16 protein-coding genes are annotated in these 14,069 nt (G+C 58.6%); 13 read left to right on the top strand and 3 right to left on the bottom strand.

The features are described from left to right. The first annotated feature begins 57 nt into the window (after window positions 1–57). From H9X81_RS01930 to H9X81_RS01915, 4 genes are read left to right on the top strand one after another with little or no spacing between them, the layout of a single operon-like run. Complete coding sequence (locus H9X81_RS01930) at window positions 58–288, top strand: DUF896 domain-containing protein (protein ID WP_177504619.1); 231 nt, start codon at window positions 58–60, stop codon at window positions 286–288. Then, window positions 266–595, top strand: coding sequence for an MGMT family protein (locus H9X81_RS01925; RefSeq protein WP_177504620.1), 330 nt, complete (start codon window positions 266–268; stop codon window positions 593–595). The genes H9X81_RS01930 and H9X81_RS01925 overlap by 23 nt, the downstream gene beginning before the upstream one ends. Window positions 596–608: 13 nt before the next feature. Further along, window positions 609–1,925: a 4-alpha-glucanotransferase gene (locus H9X81_RS01920; protein WP_204719401.1), complete on the top strand. Its 1,317-nt coding sequence runs from the start codon at window positions 609–611 to the stop codon at window positions 1,923–1,925. Between the two features lie 15 nt (window positions 1,926–1,940). Continuing rightward, complete coding sequence (locus tag H9X81_RS01915; RefSeq protein ID WP_204719399.1) at window positions 1,941–2,129, top strand: DUF4177 domain-containing protein; 189 nt, start codon at window positions 1,941–1,943, stop codon at window positions 2,127–2,129. 77 nt (window positions 2,130–2,206) lie between these two features. Here H9X81_RS01915 and H9X81_RS01910 read toward each other — a convergent pair whose 3' ends face one another. Continuing rightward, window positions 2,207–3,313: a sensor histidine kinase gene (locus tag H9X81_RS01910; RefSeq protein ID WP_204719397.1), complete on the bottom strand. Its 1,107-nt coding sequence runs from the start codon at window positions 3,311–3,313 to the stop codon at window positions 2,207–2,209. A gap of 258 nt (window positions 3,314–3,571) precedes the next feature. Between H9X81_RS01910 and gap the strand changes: the two genes are divergently transcribed. Together gap and H9X81_RS01900 are read left to right on the top strand one after the other, a co-directional pair. Next, on the top strand, window positions 3,572–4,591 hold the full coding sequence (gene gap / locus H9X81_RS01905) for a type I glyceraldehyde-3-phosphate dehydrogenase (RefSeq protein WP_191392980.1): 1,020 nt from the start codon (window positions 3,572–3,574) through the stop codon (window positions 4,589–4,591). Window positions 4,592–4,931: 340 nt separating this feature from the next. Continuing rightward, the gene (locus H9X81_RS01900) at window positions 4,932–5,264 is read left to right on the top strand and encodes a helix-turn-helix domain-containing protein (RefSeq protein WP_204719394.1); all 333 of its coding nucleotides are present in this window, start codon (window positions 4,932–4,934) and stop codon (window positions 5,262–5,264) included. A gap of 61 nt (window positions 5,265–5,325) precedes the next feature. Here the strand turns inward: H9X81_RS01900 and rsmA are convergent, their stop codons facing one another. Next, window positions 5,326–6,216, bottom strand: coding sequence for a 16S rRNA (adenine(1518)-N(6)/adenine(1519)-N(6))-dimethyltransferase RsmA (gene rsmA, locus H9X81_RS01895; RefSeq protein ID WP_204719392.1), 891 nt, complete (start codon window positions 6,214–6,216; stop codon window positions 5,326–5,328). Between the two features lie 193 nt (window positions 6,217–6,409). Between rsmA and H9X81_RS01890 the strand changes: the two genes are divergently transcribed. The 7 genes from H9X81_RS01890 to H9X81_RS01860 all read left to right on the top strand — a co-directional run bounded on the left by H9X81_RS01890 (window position 6,410) and on the right by H9X81_RS01860 (window position 13,134). Further along, the gene (locus tag H9X81_RS01890) at window positions 6,410–6,898 is read left to right on the top strand and encodes a deoxycytidylate deaminase (RefSeq protein ID WP_177505124.1); all 489 of its coding nucleotides are present in this window, start codon (window positions 6,410–6,412) and stop codon (window positions 6,896–6,898) included. A gap of 256 nt (window positions 6,899–7,154) precedes the next feature. Then, window positions 7,155–7,901 carry a ClpP family protease gene (locus tag H9X81_RS01885; RefSeq protein ID WP_191392982.1) on the top strand — a complete coding sequence of 249 codons (747 nt, stop codon included), beginning with the start codon at window positions 7,155–7,157 and terminating at the stop codon, window positions 7,899–7,901. Beyond that, the gene (locus H9X81_RS01880; protein ID WP_191392983.1) at window positions 7,898–8,110 is read left to right on the top strand and encodes a YlzJ-like family protein; all 213 of its coding nucleotides are present in this window, start codon (window positions 7,898–7,900) and stop codon (window positions 8,108–8,110) included. The genes H9X81_RS01885 and H9X81_RS01880 overlap by 4 nt, the downstream gene beginning before the upstream one ends. 97 nt (window positions 8,111–8,207) lie before the next feature. Further along, window positions 8,208–9,089, top strand: coding sequence for an undecaprenyl-diphosphate phosphatase (locus tag H9X81_RS01875; protein ID WP_204719390.1), 882 nt, complete (start codon window positions 8,208–8,210; stop codon window positions 9,087–9,089). A 151-nt stretch (window positions 9,090–9,240) separates the two neighbouring features. After that, complete coding sequence (locus tag H9X81_RS01870; RefSeq protein ID WP_243423892.1) at window positions 9,241–11,913, top strand: FtsK/SpoIIIE family DNA translocase; 2,673 nt, start codon at window positions 9,241–9,243, stop codon at window positions 11,911–11,913. An 11-nt stretch (window positions 11,914–11,924) separates the two neighbouring features. Beyond that, window positions 11,925–12,890, top strand: coding sequence for a ComEC/Rec2 family competence protein (locus H9X81_RS01865; protein ID WP_204719388.1), 966 nt, complete (start codon window positions 11,925–11,927; stop codon window positions 12,888–12,890). A 13-nt stretch (window positions 12,891–12,903) separates the two neighbouring features. Next, the gene (locus H9X81_RS01860) at window positions 12,904–13,134 is read left to right on the top strand and encodes a DUF3006 domain-containing protein (RefSeq protein ID WP_191392986.1); all 231 of its coding nucleotides are present in this window, start codon (window positions 12,904–12,906) and stop codon (window positions 13,132–13,134) included. A 201-nt stretch (window positions 13,135–13,335) separates the two neighbouring features. Here H9X81_RS01860 and H9X81_RS01855 read toward each other — a convergent pair whose 3' ends face one another. Then, entirely contained in the window at window positions 13,336–14,001 is a 666-nt protein-coding gene (locus tag H9X81_RS01855) for an HD domain-containing protein (RefSeq protein ID WP_224762479.1), read from the bottom strand. Window positions 14,002–14,069: the final 68 nt, after the last annotated feature.

Here is a 14,069-nt window from a genome sequence, read left to right as displayed (position 1 = left end):
GGGAACGGAACTTTATGTTACAATACTATTATTATATAGGAACAGGAGTGTGCAGGTTTGGACGAAAGAGTCAAGCGCATCAATGAACTGGCACAGAAATCCCGGACTGTGGGTCTGACCGAGGAGGAAAAGGCCGAACAGCAGCGGCTGCGTCAGGAGTATGTCAAAGCCTTCCGGGCCGGACTGGACGGTATGCTGGACGGCGTATTCGTAGCGGGACAGAATGGGGAAGCCGTTCCCATCAAGGCCTATATGAAGGAGAAGTATGGAACCAAAGAATCCAAGTGAACCATCCTTTGCCCAGCGGGTGGAAGAGGCGCTTCTGCAGGTTCCGCCCGGACGGGTGGTGACCTATGGAGGACTGGCTCTGCTGGCGGGGCGTCCCCGGGCAGCCCGGGCGGTGGGAATGCTCATGGCCCGCAATCCCTATGGGGAACTATTGCCCTGTCATCGGGTGGTGTCCGCCTCGGGAGAACTGTCCAGCCGGTCCTTCCGGCAGGAACAGGCCCGGCGTCTGCGGGCGGAAGGAGTAGAAGTGGTGGATTTTCATGTGGATCTCAGCCGGTATGGCTGGGACGGACGGAGCCGATCATAAAGGGGGGAGATCTGTGCGTACAAGCGGAGTGGTAATGCCCATCTTTTCACTGCCGTCGGATTTCGGCATTGGAACACTGGGCCGGGATGCCTGTGATTTCATCGACTTCCTGGCTTCGGCGGATGTCCATGTATGGGAGATCATGCCCATCTGCCATACCGACAGCAGTTTCTCCCCGCACAATGCTCTCTGTGCCCGGGCAGGCAATCCCCTGCTCATCGACCTGCAGCCCTTTGTGGATCAGGGTGTCTTTTCCAGCCGGGAGCTCTCCCGGATGGACTGGGGACGGGACCGTGCCAAGATCAGCTATTCCAAGGTAGCTGCCGCCAAATACAAGGCGCTGGAAATGGTATTTGATGCCCTGGGTTCCCTGCCGGACAGCAGCTTTGATCGCTTCCGGGAGGACAATCAGGACTGGCTGGAGGACTATGCCCTCTTTGCCGCCATCTATGAGCAGTTCCAGTATCTGCCCCTGCCTCTCTGGGGAGATGGAGTGGCCCGGCGTTCCCATGCGGAGCTGGACCGGCTGCGCATCCGTCTGGACCGGCGCATCCGGTTCTATGAGTACCTGCAGTACCTGTTCTATGGACAGTGGGGACAGCTCCGGCGGTATGCTGCCCAGAAGGGTGTGCGGCTCATGGGGTCGATGACCTTCGAGCTGCCCGAAACCAGTGTGGAGCTGTGGACCGATCCCGCTGCCAATGATGTGAGCTTCCGGGACGCCTTTGCCGACCGCTGGAAGCAGCGCCTTGCCTGGAGCCGCCGGCTCTATGATATTACCAAGGTCTACCGCCGGGTGGACGGGGAGGAGGTCTTTGCCTTCTATGAGCCCACCTGGGTCACAGCCGATGACTTCTGCGAGACCCTCCTGCAGATCGGACGGGCCTCTGCCGGGGATCTGGCTGCGGCAGGCCGCTATACCCATGCCTTCCAGAAGGGGTTCGGGGAACGGGCGGCTGCCCGGCATCTGCCCCACTGGTATGACCGCACTGCCATTGCCTATGTGGGCACCTGTTCGGACGATACCATCCGGGGCTGGATCAAGACCCTGGACAAGGCCACAGCACAGGATGTCAATGAGTACATCGGCACGGCATTGCCCCGGGACCAGGCCTGGTCGGTGCTGCGCACCATGTGGCTGAGCCAGGCGGCGATTGTCCTCTCGCCGGTGCAGGATTTCCTGGAGCTGGGCAGTTCGTCCCGGCTTTCGGGCTTTGAGAACCCGGCGGACAACTGGACCTGGCGGCTGCGCCGTGGCAGCCTGACCAACCGGCTGGCCCAGCGCATTGCCCGGATGAACCGCCTCTTTGACCGGGGCGGACGGCAGTAAAAAGGAGAGCACGGCATGAAACAGTTTGAGTACAAGGTGATCGCACCGGCAGTGAATCTGGCGCTGACCACCCGGCAGTATGAACAGCAGGCCCAGGAACTGGAGAATCTGCTCAATACGCTGGGAGCCGAGGGCTGGGAACTGGTGCAGAAAGCGGATGGATTCTACTTCTTCAAGCGGGAGAAATCCGACCTCTCAGAATAACAGCAGAATAAAAACAGCCTGTCCGCAGGTCCGGTTTATGCCGGAGCGGACAGGCTGTTCTTGTTTTGCGCAAAAATTTACGGCATGGGCGGCTCGATGATGTCCGAGAGCAGGGTGTGCAGTACCGAATCCCGGGCGAAGTAGTCCGCCGAGGCGGAGGGGAGTTTGCCCGAGCGCAGTTCCAGACCGGGCTGGAGGGGCAGGATCAGCGAGATGGTGGTGCCGTAGCCCTCCCGGAAGGAGGCCATCACCCGTCCGCCGGCGCGTTCCAGGATCATGCGGGTCACAGTCAAACCCAGACCCAGGGAGCGGCGGCTCTCGTCCAGGCTGAAGAAGGGCTCAAAGACCTGCTCGGCATATTCCGCAGGCAGGCTGGGGCCATTGTCGGTGAGGGTGATGACTGCTTCGTCCCCGCTGTGCCGCAGGGAAAGACGCAGAGTGGCGGCTTCGCTCTCCATCAGGGCCTGGAGGCTGTTGTCCACCAGGTTGAGGACAGCGCAGTCCAGCTGATGGGGATCGATGCGCACTGCCAGCGGTTCCTTGCAGAATTTGTCCGAGTAGTCAATGCCGGGCTGCAGCCGCAGCTTGGAGGTCAGCGCCCGGGAGAGATCCTCCAGATGGGCGGTGAGATCAAAGACCTCCGGTTCTCCGGACTGTCCTGCTGACAGTCGGGCATAGAGCTCCAGATTTTCCCCGGAGCCCAGCAGGCGCTGGCAGTCCCGGTTGATCTGCCGGATCAGCGGATAGCCCTGCTTATCCTCATAGAGCTCCTCCACATTGCACAGTCCCAGCACCGCCGAGAAGAGACTCCCGACGATCTGCCGCAGATGGGCATTCCCTGCCAGGAGTGCCGGCATCAGGTTCGGGGTTTCGGCTTCCCGGACGCCGGGCAGGTAGGTGATCAAGAAGGGGCCTTCCTGATCCAGCGGCAGGATAGTGAGGGTATAATGGGCCAGTGAAACGGTCTGATAGGACAGGGGCTGTCCGGAATTGCCGGCAATACGGGCAGCAGTTTCCCGGACAGCCGCAGCGGACCATTCCTCACAGGGGAAAAGCTGTGCCAGATACAGCACGGCAGCATTCTGCCAGATCACACTGCCGTCTGCCGCATAGAGAGCTGCTGGAAGATTGGTATTGGTATAGAGTATTTTGATCTGTTCGATGGGAGAGGGAGTTTGCTGCATGATGCTGTCCTCCGCAGTGAAAAAATCAACCGGAACTTAGTATAACCCGTGGTGTACAGATCCATCAGCCGGAGATGGTCGAATTTTGTCGAAAACTGTCATATACCATTATTATACAGAAGGAGAAATCGGATTTCAACCGGACAGCTGAACTTCTGCGGAAGGGATTTCCGGGATATATTGAAAAACGCAGGCAAATCAGGTACAATAAACATAAGCTCATAAACAATGAAACTGTGGATAGGAGTGTTTTATAACATGGCAGTGAAAATTGGCATCAATGGGTTTGGACGCATCGGTCGTCTGGTATTCCGCGCAGCGGTGGCCCAGCCGGAAAAGTATGAGATCGTCGGCATCAATGACCCGTTTGTGGATCTGGACTACATGGTTTATATGACCAAGTATGACAGCATCCATGGCCATTTCAACGGCGAAGTAAAGGCAGAGAACGGTAAGCTGGTTGTAAACGGACGGGAAGTAGCAGTTTATGGCTGCATGAATCCCGAGGAGATTCCGTGGAGCGAATGCGGCGCGGAATACATTGTAGAATCCACCGGTGTATTCACCACCACAGAAAAGGCATCGGCTCATCTCAAGGGCGGCGCCAAGAAGGTTGTGATCTCGGCTCCTGCCAAGGATAAGGATACCCCCACCTTTGTCATGGGTGTCAATGAGGAAGTTTATACTCCGGATATGACTGTTGTATCCAATGCTTCCTGCACCACCAACTGTCTGGCCCCGCTGGCAAAGGTAATCCATGATACCTTTGGCATTGAAGAAGGCCTGATGACCACTGTACACTCCACCACAGCAACCCAGAAGACTGTGGACGGTCCCTCCAAGAAGGATTGGAGAGGCGGCCGTGCAGCTTCGGGCAATATCATTCCCTCGTCCACCGGTGCTGCCAAGGCCTGCGCCCTGGTAATCCCCTCGCTGAAGGGCAAGCTCACCGGTATGTCCTTCCGTGTACCCACACTGGATGTGTCGGTCGTAGACCTCACCGTCCGTCTGGCCCGGGATACCACCTATGAGGAGATCTGTGCTGCCGTCAAGGAAGCCAGCGAAGGCAAGATGAAGGGCATTCTCGGCTATACCAATGAAGATCTGGTATCCAGCGACTTCATCGGCGACAGCCGTACTTCCATCTTTGATGAGAAGGCCGGTATCATGCTCAATCCCCGGTTTGTAAAGCTGGTGGCCTGGTATGATAACGAGTGGGGCTATTCCTGCAAGGTGCTGGAACTCATCAACCATATGTATGAGGTAGACCACAAGTAAGGTTCCCCAAAGATTCATAAACGCAAGCGCAGCCCGGACAGTATCTGCTGTCAGGGCTGCGATTTTTTAGGAGAAAGTCTGCTGGAACATCACCGCAAGCACGAAAACTGTCAACAGGATCGGCAAAAGAGCGCATGCATGGATAAAGATATTTACAAGGTTTTCAAAGAAGGTGTCCGCTGTCCGGGAGGATTTGAACACTGGGCTGCCTCCAGGATTGTAATTAAAAGTATAATTGTATTATAAAGCAGATTGATTATCATTACAAGTATAATAGTACTTATATTTTGTTTGATTCGCCATTGTCCTGCACTATCCTAAACAGGAGAGGTGAAGCAAGATGGCAGTAGACTACAATCGGATCGGAAAACGGATCGCCGAGCTGCGGAAAAGCAGGGGCATGACCCAGGCCAGTCTGGCAGAAAAGGCGGAGATCACCAATAACTTTCTCTCCCATATTGAACGCAGCTATTCCATTCCCAGCCTGGAAACGCTGGTGCGGATCTGCGATGCCCTGGGAGTTACCCCGGACGCAGTCCTGTTGGGGACTGCCACCGAGCAGTCTGCCTATCTTGCCGATGAGTTCACCGGAAAGTTCCAGGCCTGTACTCCGGCACAGAAGCGGTTCATTCTCGATATGATGGACGCCCTGAACCGGGAGAACCTGCGCTGAACCAGAAAAAACCGCCCGGCCTGCATCTGTACAGGCCGGGCGGTTCTGATTTTCTGTGGGGTTATTCGGAAAAGGCGCCGGGAGTTCCCCGGAGGCCATGGTCATACAGGGCTTCGCACAGGGCGCCGAACTGTTCCATCGAGAGCTGTTCCGCCCGGGCGGTGGCTGGGATTCCCGCTGCCTCCAGCAGGGCAGTCACTTCCCCCTTGGGCAGGCGGAAGAAGCCGCTCACACAGTTGGGCAGAGTCTTGCGGCGCTGGGAAAAGGCCGCCTTCACTGTCTGGAAGAAGAGGGCTTCGTCCCGGACCTTCACTGCCGGTTCGGGCAGCAGATCCAGCCGGATCACTGTGGAGTCCACATCGGGGGCGGGCATGAAGCTGCCCCGGCTCACCTGGAACAATACCGACGGGGTGCAGTAGTAGCGCAGAGCAATGCTGATGGCGCCCACTTCCCGGGTGCCGGGCTCGGCAGTGAGCCGGGCGGCGGCCTCCTTCTGCACCATGACTGTAATGGAGCGGATGGGCAGCTTTTCCTCCAGCAGGTGCATCAGGATGGGCGAGGTGATGTAGTAGGGCAGGTTGGCACAGACTGCCACCTCCATGCCGGCGAATTCTTCTTCAATGAGCCGGTGCAGATCCACTTTCAGCACGTCGTCGTTGACAATTCTGATATTATCAAATTCCCCGAGGGTTTCGTCCAGAATGGGGAGCAGACGGCTGTCGATCTCCACACAGACCACCTTATCCGCCCGCTTGGCAAGCTCGGCTGTGAGCACACCGATACCGGCGCCGATCTCGATCATACCGGTGCCGGGCGCAGCGCCGCCCAGTTCTGCCATACGGGGGCAGACCGACGGATTGATGAGGAAATTCTGGCCCAGGGCCTTGGAAAAGGTGAAGCCATAGCGGGTGAGCAGATCCCGGATCACCGAGATATTGGACAGATTCTGCATGGATGCCTCCTGAAAGCGGACAAAGCCGTTTGATGGGAACCGGTCGGGATTGATACAGGACCGTTTTCTCTGTGGATATTATAGCATAAAAGAACCGGGCACGGAATGATAGATTTCTGTTGCGGACCAGAACATTTTGCCGTACAATAGGAGAAAAGCCGAATTTTGTCAAAACAAGAGAGTGAGGACTGTCATGCGCCGGGACAAACTGAATTATTATCTGGATATTGCTGAAACTGTACTGGCTCGGGGAACCTGTCTGCGCCGGAATTTCGGAGCGATCATTGTCAAGAACGACCAGATCATCTCCACCGGGTATGTGGGAGCGCCCCGGGGCCGGGAAAACTGCTGTGACCTGGGCTACTGCACCCGGGAAAAGCTGCAGATCCCCCGGGGAGAGCGGTATGAGCTGTGCCGTTCGGTCCATGCCGAAGCCAATGCTATTATTTCGGCGTCCCGGATGGATATGCTGGGCTCCACTCTGTTCCTGGTGGGACGGGAAGTGCAGACCGGCGAGTATGTCCAGGGGGCGAATCCCTGTGCCATGTGCAAGCGCATGATTATCAACGCCGGTATTGAAACAGTGGTGATCCGGGACGACAAGGAACATTTCCGGGTCTACAATGTCCACAACCAGTACATTCTCCAGGACGAATCCCTGGAGGAAACACGGGGCTATTGAGTCCGTACTGATCCAGGAGCCTTCCCCGGCTGGGGGAGGTTCTTTTTTTGCAATTTTGAACATATTGAAAACGAAGGGGCTGGTAAATTGCACCGGGAATGGGAGTGTGCTATAATATCCTGGCAGCAAATGCTGACGCGTTTTTGAAGCGGGTTCTGTTCTGATTTTCGGACCTTCGCTGTGCCGGTATAAAACCGGCGGCAGTGCACAGGATAAAGGTGTAAAAACCGGAATTTTGTGCAAAGGAGGAGCTGGCATGGATAAGGACCAGAAGCCGAAAAGCTGCGAGGAGGAAACAGAAGAGGAACTGCTCACCGAACGCCGGGCTGATCAGGATCAGCAGATCGTGAAAACCGGGTCGGTGACACCTGCGGGCGGGAAGTATGTGATCCACTGCCTGACGATTATCGGGCAGGTGGAGGGGCATTATATCCTGCCTCCGCAGAACAAGACTACCAAATATGAGCATGTGATCCCTCAGCTGGTGGCGATCCAGCAGGACCCTCAGATTGAGGGGCTCATTGTGATTCTCAATACCGTCGGCGGTGATGTGGAGGCGGGCCTTGCCATTGCCGAACTCATTGCCGGCATGAACAAACCCACCGTTTCGCTGGTGCTGGGCGGCGGACACTCCATCGGCGTGCCGCTGGCAGTCAGTGCCCGGCAGTCCTTTATTGCGCCGTCTGCCACCATGACCATCCATCCGGTGCGTATGAACGGCCTGGTGCTGGGTGTTCCCCAGACCCTCTCCTATTTTGATAAGATGCAGGAGCGTATCGTCCGCTTTGTGTGCGATAATTCCTCCATCTCGCCGGAGCGGTTCCGGGAACTGATGATGACCACCGGCGAACTGATGATGGATGTGGGTACAGTCCTGGACGGCGAAGCCGCAGTGGAGGAAGGGCTCATCGATCATCTGGGCGGGCTGGCGGAAGCCATCGACTGCCTCTATACCATGATCGAAGAGGAGCGTTCCAGCCGGGAAGAGGAGGGGAGAGAATGATTCTCTATACTCCGGTTCCCATGGACATGGTCTTTCCTGTCCGGCAGCCTGAACCGGTCACGCTGGAGCGGGACGGACGGTATTTCACAGGCATCCGCAGCGGGAGCGGGGTGCGGATCACCCGGCTCTGCTCCACCTGCCCGGCAGACTATCTCCGGGCGGATTGGCAGCCCGGCTGTACCCTGCCGGAACAGGCAGATCAATCATAAAAAGGCACAGGCCCGGGACCCGGTTCCGGACCTGATGACCGCTCAGTCCGGCAGCGGCTCTGACCCTGCCGGCAAGTTTTACATAAGGAGGCATCTTATGTCTGTATGGCAAGCAATTCTGCAGGGAATGATCCAGGGGCTCACCGAATTTCTGCCGGTGTCCAGCTCGGGACATCTCTCCATCTTCCAGTATTTCACCGGTCTTTCCGGTGAAAGCGGCGCCTTTTTCTCCATTGTCCTGCATCTGGGAACCCTGTTCGCAGTGATCCTCGCCTTCTTCCCCACCATCTGGGGACTGATCTGTGAGGCCTTTGCCATGCTCGGGGATATTTTCCGGGGCCGGTTTACCTTCCGCCGGGTCTCCCCCAAGCGCAAGATGATCTTCCTGCTCATCGTTTCCCTGCTGCCGCTGGTGTTTGTGGTATTCCTCAAGGACTTCTATGAGAGCTTCTCCACCGATGACGGCATCATTGTGGAAGGCCTCTGCCTGATCGTCACCGGTATCCTGCTCACCCTGGCCTGCCAGTGCCCCGATACCGGCAAGAATGCCGCCAGTATGAAGTATTCCGATGCCCTTGCCATCGGTCTGGCCCAGGCCATTGCCCCCATGCCGGGCATCTCCCGGTCGGGCTCCACCGTGGCGGTGGGCATGATGATGGGCCTTGGCAAGAAGTTCGCCGTCACCTTCTCCTTTATCATGGGCATTCCCGCTGTGCTGGGCGCTGTGATCCTGGAGATCCCTGAAGTGGTGAAAAATGGCCTCGCCCTGCCGCTGCATATTGTCATCATCGGCTTTGTCACCTCGCTGGTGTTCGGCCTGCTGGCAATCGCCCTGGTCAACCGGCTGGTGGTCAGCGACAAGTTCCGTTACTTCGCCTATTATACCCTCATCGCCGGTGCCATTGTGGTGATTCTGGGCATCATCGAACTGTTCTCCGGTCATGTGATCCAGCAGGCTATCACCGGTATGCTGGCGTGATGTTTCCCTGTTTTTCTGACGGGCAGTCCTCCTTCGGGACTGTCCGCCTTTTTTGTTTCACCCTTGGTTCGACTCCGGATTTGTGTTATACTGATAAGGATAGATTTGATCGTTTTCCGGTCTGGTAATAAAAGAGGAGGCCCGTCCGTTCATGGCAACTGGCACAAAAAAATCCACAACCAAAAAATCCACCGGGCGCCGCCGGGAGAGCGCCAAAGCCCGGGAAGCCCGGCTGCGTGCCCAGCGGCAGATGCGCGCCATTATCCTGATGGCAGTGGGTCTGCTGTTCTGCGCGCTGGTGTTCCTGCCCGGCGAAGGCATCTGGAATACCGCGCACAAAGCCATGTTCGGCCTGTTGGGAATCGTGGCCTGGGGTGCGGCACTGATCCCGGTCTATCTGGCGGCCGTGCTCTCCTCGGACAGCCGGTATACCCGCTTCAAGGTGCAGGCGATCCTGCTCACCCTGCTGGCGGTGCTGATTGCGGCAGCGGTACAGGCGGGCGGCGGCACTGTCCCCGAAAGTGAGAAGTTCACTGAGATGGTCGCTGAGCTCTATGCCCAGGGCGCTGCCATGAAGGGCGGCGGACTCATCGGTTCGCTGCTGGGTGTGCCGCTGGTGAACGCCTGCGGCAAGGTTGGCGCTCTGGTGATCCTGGGGCTGGGTATCTTTATCTGCCTGATGTTCCTCACCGGGTCCACCCTGGTGGGACTCTATTCCGGCATGGTGGAAAAGCCCGCCCGGAAGGTGAGCGAGGCATACAGCGGCGCTGTGGATACCCTGAGCCAGCGCATGGCAGAGGCAGAGCCCCGGCGTCCCAAGTTCAATATTGATGTACCCATGCCCACCAAACCGCCGGTGGACCCGCTGGCGGAGGAAGAGGACGAGGAGGAACCGGAGCCGGAGCAGTCCGGCGCGCGCAATGCCCTGACCGAGGCGGCACGGCGGTTCTTCTCGCCGGATACAGCGGCGCCCCAGCCCGCCCGCCGGGAGGTCTCCGCCACAGCGGAAGCCTTCGGGGACGGCAGCCGGGAGGAGCCTGCTGAGGAGGCGATTCCCGCGGAGCCGGAAGTTCCGGAGGCGGCAGAGGCAGCAGAAGTAGAAGTCCCTGCGCCCGAGCCCCAGGCCGTGGAGCCGGAGCCCGGAGAAAAGGAACTGGAAGTGCCGGAAGAGCCGGATCACGAATACATCGACGAGATTATCCGGCGCATGGCCCAGAAGCAGGCCGCAGCCCGGGAGAAGGCGGAAGCAGCCCGACCGGCAGCGGCGGCAGTGGTGCCCCAGCCGGCGGCAGAGCCTGCCGCGCCCCAGGAGAGCCTGGAGCCTGCGGCACCGGCAGCGGTCCAGCCCGAGCGCAGCTATGTGTTCCCGTCCATTACGCTGCTCAATGAGCCCCAGCCCCGCAATACAGCACTGGACGGCGAGCAGCTCAAGCAGAATGCCCAGCGTCTGGTGGATACCCTCCAGAGCTTCGGCGTCCAGACCCGGATCATCGACATCAGCCGGGGTCCGGCAGTCACCCGGTATGAGCTTCAGCCCTCTGCCGGTGTGAAGATCAGCAAGATCACCAACCTGGCAGACGATATCGCCCTGAATCTGGCGGCGTCGGGCGTGCGCATCGAGGCACCCATCCCCGGCAAGCCCGCCGTGGGCATCGAGGTGCCCAACAAGGATATTGCCACCGTCACTCTGCGGGAGGTCATCGACTCGGGCGCCTTTGTGGAGGCCAAGAGCAAGCTCTCGGTGGCGCTGGGACGGGATATTGCCGGCAACATCATGCTGGCGGATCTGGCAAAGATGCCCCATGTGCTCATTGCCGGTGCCACCGGTTCGGGTAAGTCGGTGTGCATCAACTCGATTATCATGAGCATTCTCTATAAGGCCACCGATCAGGAGGTCAAGCTGCTGATGATCGACCCCAAGGTGGTGGAATTGGGTATTTACAACGGTATTCCCCATCTGCTGGTGCCGGTGGTCACCGACCCGAAGAAGGCAGCCGGTGCCCTCAACTGGGCAGTGGGTGAGATGCTCCGCCGGTACAAGACCTTTGCGGAAAACAATGTCCGGGACCTGGAGAGCTACAATGAGATGGCCCGCAGCCATGAAACACTGCCCACCATGCCCCAGATTGTCATTATCATCGATGAGCTGTCCGACCTGATGATGGCTGCCCCCAAGGATGTGGAGGACGCCATCTGCCGTCTGGCTCAGATGGCCCGTGCGGCGGGTATGCATCTGGTGATTGCCACCCAGCGTCCGTCGGTGGATGTCATCACCGGTATCATCAAGGCCAATGTCCCCTCCCGGATTGCCTTTGCGGTATCCTCCCAGGTGGACTCCCGGACCATCCTCGATGCCGGCGGCGCTGAAAAGCTGCTGGGACGCGGCGATATGCTCTATGCGCCGGTGGGTTCGCCCAAGCCGGTGCGTGTCCAGGGCTGTTTTGTATCCAATAAGGAAGTGGAACGGGTGGTGGACTTCATCAAGGAAGGCCAGACCCACAGCTATGACAATCAGGTCATGGAAGAGATTGAAAAGAATATCCCGGCGGAGAAGGGCGCAAAGTCCTCTTCCGGTGAGGATGGCGGCGGCTTTGACGACCACGATGAGCTCCTGATGGACGCCATCGAATGCGTTGTGGAAGCCGGACAAGCCTCCACCTCCATGATCCAGCGGCGGCTCAAGGTGGGCTATGCCCGGGCAGGCCGTCTGGTGGACGAGATGGAGGAGATGGGCATTGTAGGCCCGTTTGAAGGCTCCAAACCCCGGCAGGTACTCATCAGCAAGGAACGCTGGTATGAGATGAAACTGCAGAAATCAGAATAAGGCGAGGCACAATGGCAAAACGAAAGAAGAATAAAGGCGGACTGGCGGCAGCGCTGATCTGTCTGTTTATGGCGGCGGCAACCCTGCTGCGGGGCGGACGGATCGACCTCCCGGCGGTATCGGACGCCCTGGGCGAAGTGAGTGATGCGGTATCGGATCTGAGCCAGACCCCGGCAGAGCCGGTGGACGGGCTGTTTGAGATGATTGCCCTGGATGTGGGGCAGGGGGACAGCTTCCTGCTGCGCACCCAGGAACAGACGGTGCTCATTGACACCGGCGAGGCAGAATATGCCGATACGGTGGTGGGCGCTCTGAAGGAGTACGGGGTGGAACAGCTGGATCTGGTGATTGCCACCCACATGCATTCCGACCACATGGGCGGTATGGCAGAGGTGCTGGAAGCCGTTCCGGCAAAGACCTTCATCATGACCGAGCTGCCGGAGGATCTCACTCCCACCAGCCGGGTCTATGAGAACCTGCTCACAGCACTGGAGCAGAGTCCGGAAACCGAAGTAATCCCGGCACAGCCCGGAGACCGCTATTCCCTGGGCGACGGGGTGACACTCACCATTCTCGGCCCGGTGGCGGACTATGATGACCTCAACCTCACCTCGGTGGTATGCCGGGTGGACGCCGGTGACCGCTCCTTCCTCTTTACCGGGGATATGGAGAAGAAGGCGGAAAATGACCTCATCGCCGCCGGAGCGGATCTCTCGGCAGATGTGCTCAAGGTGGGACACCATGGCGCCTCCACCTCCAGTACAGCGGACTTCCTGGCGGAAGTGGACCCGGTCTGCTCGGTGATCTCGGTGGGCGAGGGCAATTCCTATGGGCATCCCACAGCGGCAACGCTGGAGCGCCTGAATGAGTATGGCCCGGTTTACCGCACCGACCTGCTGGGCGAGATCCGCATCACCACCGATGGGGTTTCCCTGTGGGTGGAGAGTGACAACGGGGAGCCGGAACAGCTCCTGTAAGGGGGAAGGGACCATGCTGGTGATTGACCGGATCGAAGGCGGCATTGCTGTCTGTGAAACGGAGGACGGGCGCAGGGAACTGCCCCTTGCCGGACTTCCCGCCGGGGTGCGGGAAGGGGACTGCCTGGTCTGCGTGGACGGCAGCTGGCAGATCGACCGGGAGGAAACCCTCCGGCGGCGGCAGCAGAACCACAGCCGGGCAGCGGGACTGTTCCGGCGCAAATCCCGGGAACAGTCGGAATAGAACAGAAAAAGGTATGACCTGCGAGGGCCATACCTTTTTATTATGCAGGGAGAAGCGGGGTGGAAGCCGGGGAGTGCGGGTATACGGCGAAATCGGGGAGGCCCCGATGCGGTCCGGCGCACAGCCGGGTTCATCATGCCGGGCAAAGAAAAATCCCCCCGGCATCGCCAGGGGAGCTTTTTTGCGATGGGGCGCAGGGGATCAAAGGAACTGGGTGCCGTTGATCTCCAGCTTGAAGGAGAGATCCAGATATTCCGCCGCACGCTTGGAGAGCATCATGCGGGTGAGGAAGATCTCAAAGTAGTCCATGACGGCACAGATGCTGGTGTCGATGGAGAGGATCAGCGAAATGGTGCGGGCGCTGCGGTTGAGGATCAGCGAGGACTTTTCCACGGCGTAGTTAACCCGGTCGTGAATATCAAAGGTGGTGTTCTCCTTGTTGCGCACCCGGCTGCGGCGCACATCGCTCTTGTCTGCCAGGATCACGGCGGCGGCAATGGCATTCACCGGGAAGGCGGTGCCCTCATCGTGGTGACCGATTGCCGATACCACATAGCCGATCTCCTTGGCGGGCATACCCATGCCGGTGAGCAGCTGGAAGGCCATAATGGCGCCCGACTGGGCATGATCCGCCCGGTTCACCACATTGCCGATGTCGTGCAGGAAGCCGGCGATCCGGGCCAGTTCCACAGTGCGCTCGTCATAGCCCAGGGCGGTGAGGATCTCGGCGGCGCCTTCGGCTACCTTGGTCACATGCCCGAAGGAATGCTTGGTATAGCCCATGGCTGCCAGGTTCCGGTCAGCCCGGCGGATGTATTCCCGGATAATTTCATCGTTCTTGATGCGTTCAAATGTTATATTCTCCAAATTGTCGTTTCTCCTTTCTGATTGGTGGTCTGTTATACTCAAATCCCCGGCAGTTTTTCGGTGCCGGT

The sequence above is a fragment of the Hydrogenoanaerobacterium saccharovorans genome (assembly GCF_016901815.1).
Classification (GTDB): Bacteria; Bacillota; Clostridia; order Oscillospirales; family Ruminococcaceae; genus Avimicrobium; species Avimicrobium caecorum.
The sequence above is the reverse complement of the archived record's forward strand: the minus strand, read 5'-3'. Positions and strand labels throughout refer to the sequence as shown.

Coding starts and splice junctions, on each gene's coding strand:
- H9X81_RS01925 (WP_177504620.1), top strand. CDS start 266: ATGGAACCAAAGAATCCAAGTGAACCATCCTTTGCCCAGCGGGTGGAA.
- H9X81_RS01900 (WP_204719394.1), top strand. CDS start 4,932: ATGGCAGTAGACTACAATCGGATCGGAAAACGGATCGCCGAGCTGCGG.
- H9X81_RS01875 (WP_204719390.1), top strand. CDS start 8,208: ATGTCTGTATGGCAAGCAATTCTGCAGGGAATGATCCAGGGGCTCACC.
- H9X81_RS01870 (WP_243423892.1), top strand. CDS start 9,241: ATGGCAACTGGCACAAAAAAATCCACAACCAAAAAATCCACCGGGCGC.
- H9X81_RS01885 (WP_191392982.1), top strand. CDS start 7,155: ATGGATAAGGACCAGAAGCCGAAAAGCTGCGAGGAGGAAACAGAAGAG.
- H9X81_RS01880 (WP_191392983.1), top strand. CDS start 7,898: ATGATTCTCTATACTCCGGTTCCCATGGACATGGTCTTTCCTGTCCGG.
- H9X81_RS01865 (WP_204719388.1), top strand. CDS start 11,925: ATGGCAAAACGAAAGAAGAATAAAGGCGGACTGGCGGCAGCGCTGATC.
- rsmA (WP_204719392.1), bottom strand. CDS start 6,216: ATGCAGAATCTGTCCAATATCTCGGTGATCCGGGATCTGCTCACCCGC.
- H9X81_RS01890 (WP_177505124.1), top strand. CDS start 6,410: ATGCGCCGGGACAAACTGAATTATTATCTGGATATTGCTGAAACTGTA.
- H9X81_RS01915 (WP_204719399.1), top strand. CDS start 1,941: ATGAAACAGTTTGAGTACAAGGTGATCGCACCGGCAGTGAATCTGGCG.
- gap (WP_191392980.1), top strand. CDS start 3,572: ATGGCAGTGAAAATTGGCATCAATGGGTTTGGACGCATCGGTCGTCTG.
- H9X81_RS01910 (WP_204719397.1), bottom strand. CDS start 3,313: ATGCAGCAAACTCCCTCTCCCATCGAACAGATCAAAATACTCTATACC.
- H9X81_RS01860 (WP_191392986.1), top strand. CDS start 12,904: ATGCTGGTGATTGACCGGATCGAAGGCGGCATTGCTGTCTGTGAAACG.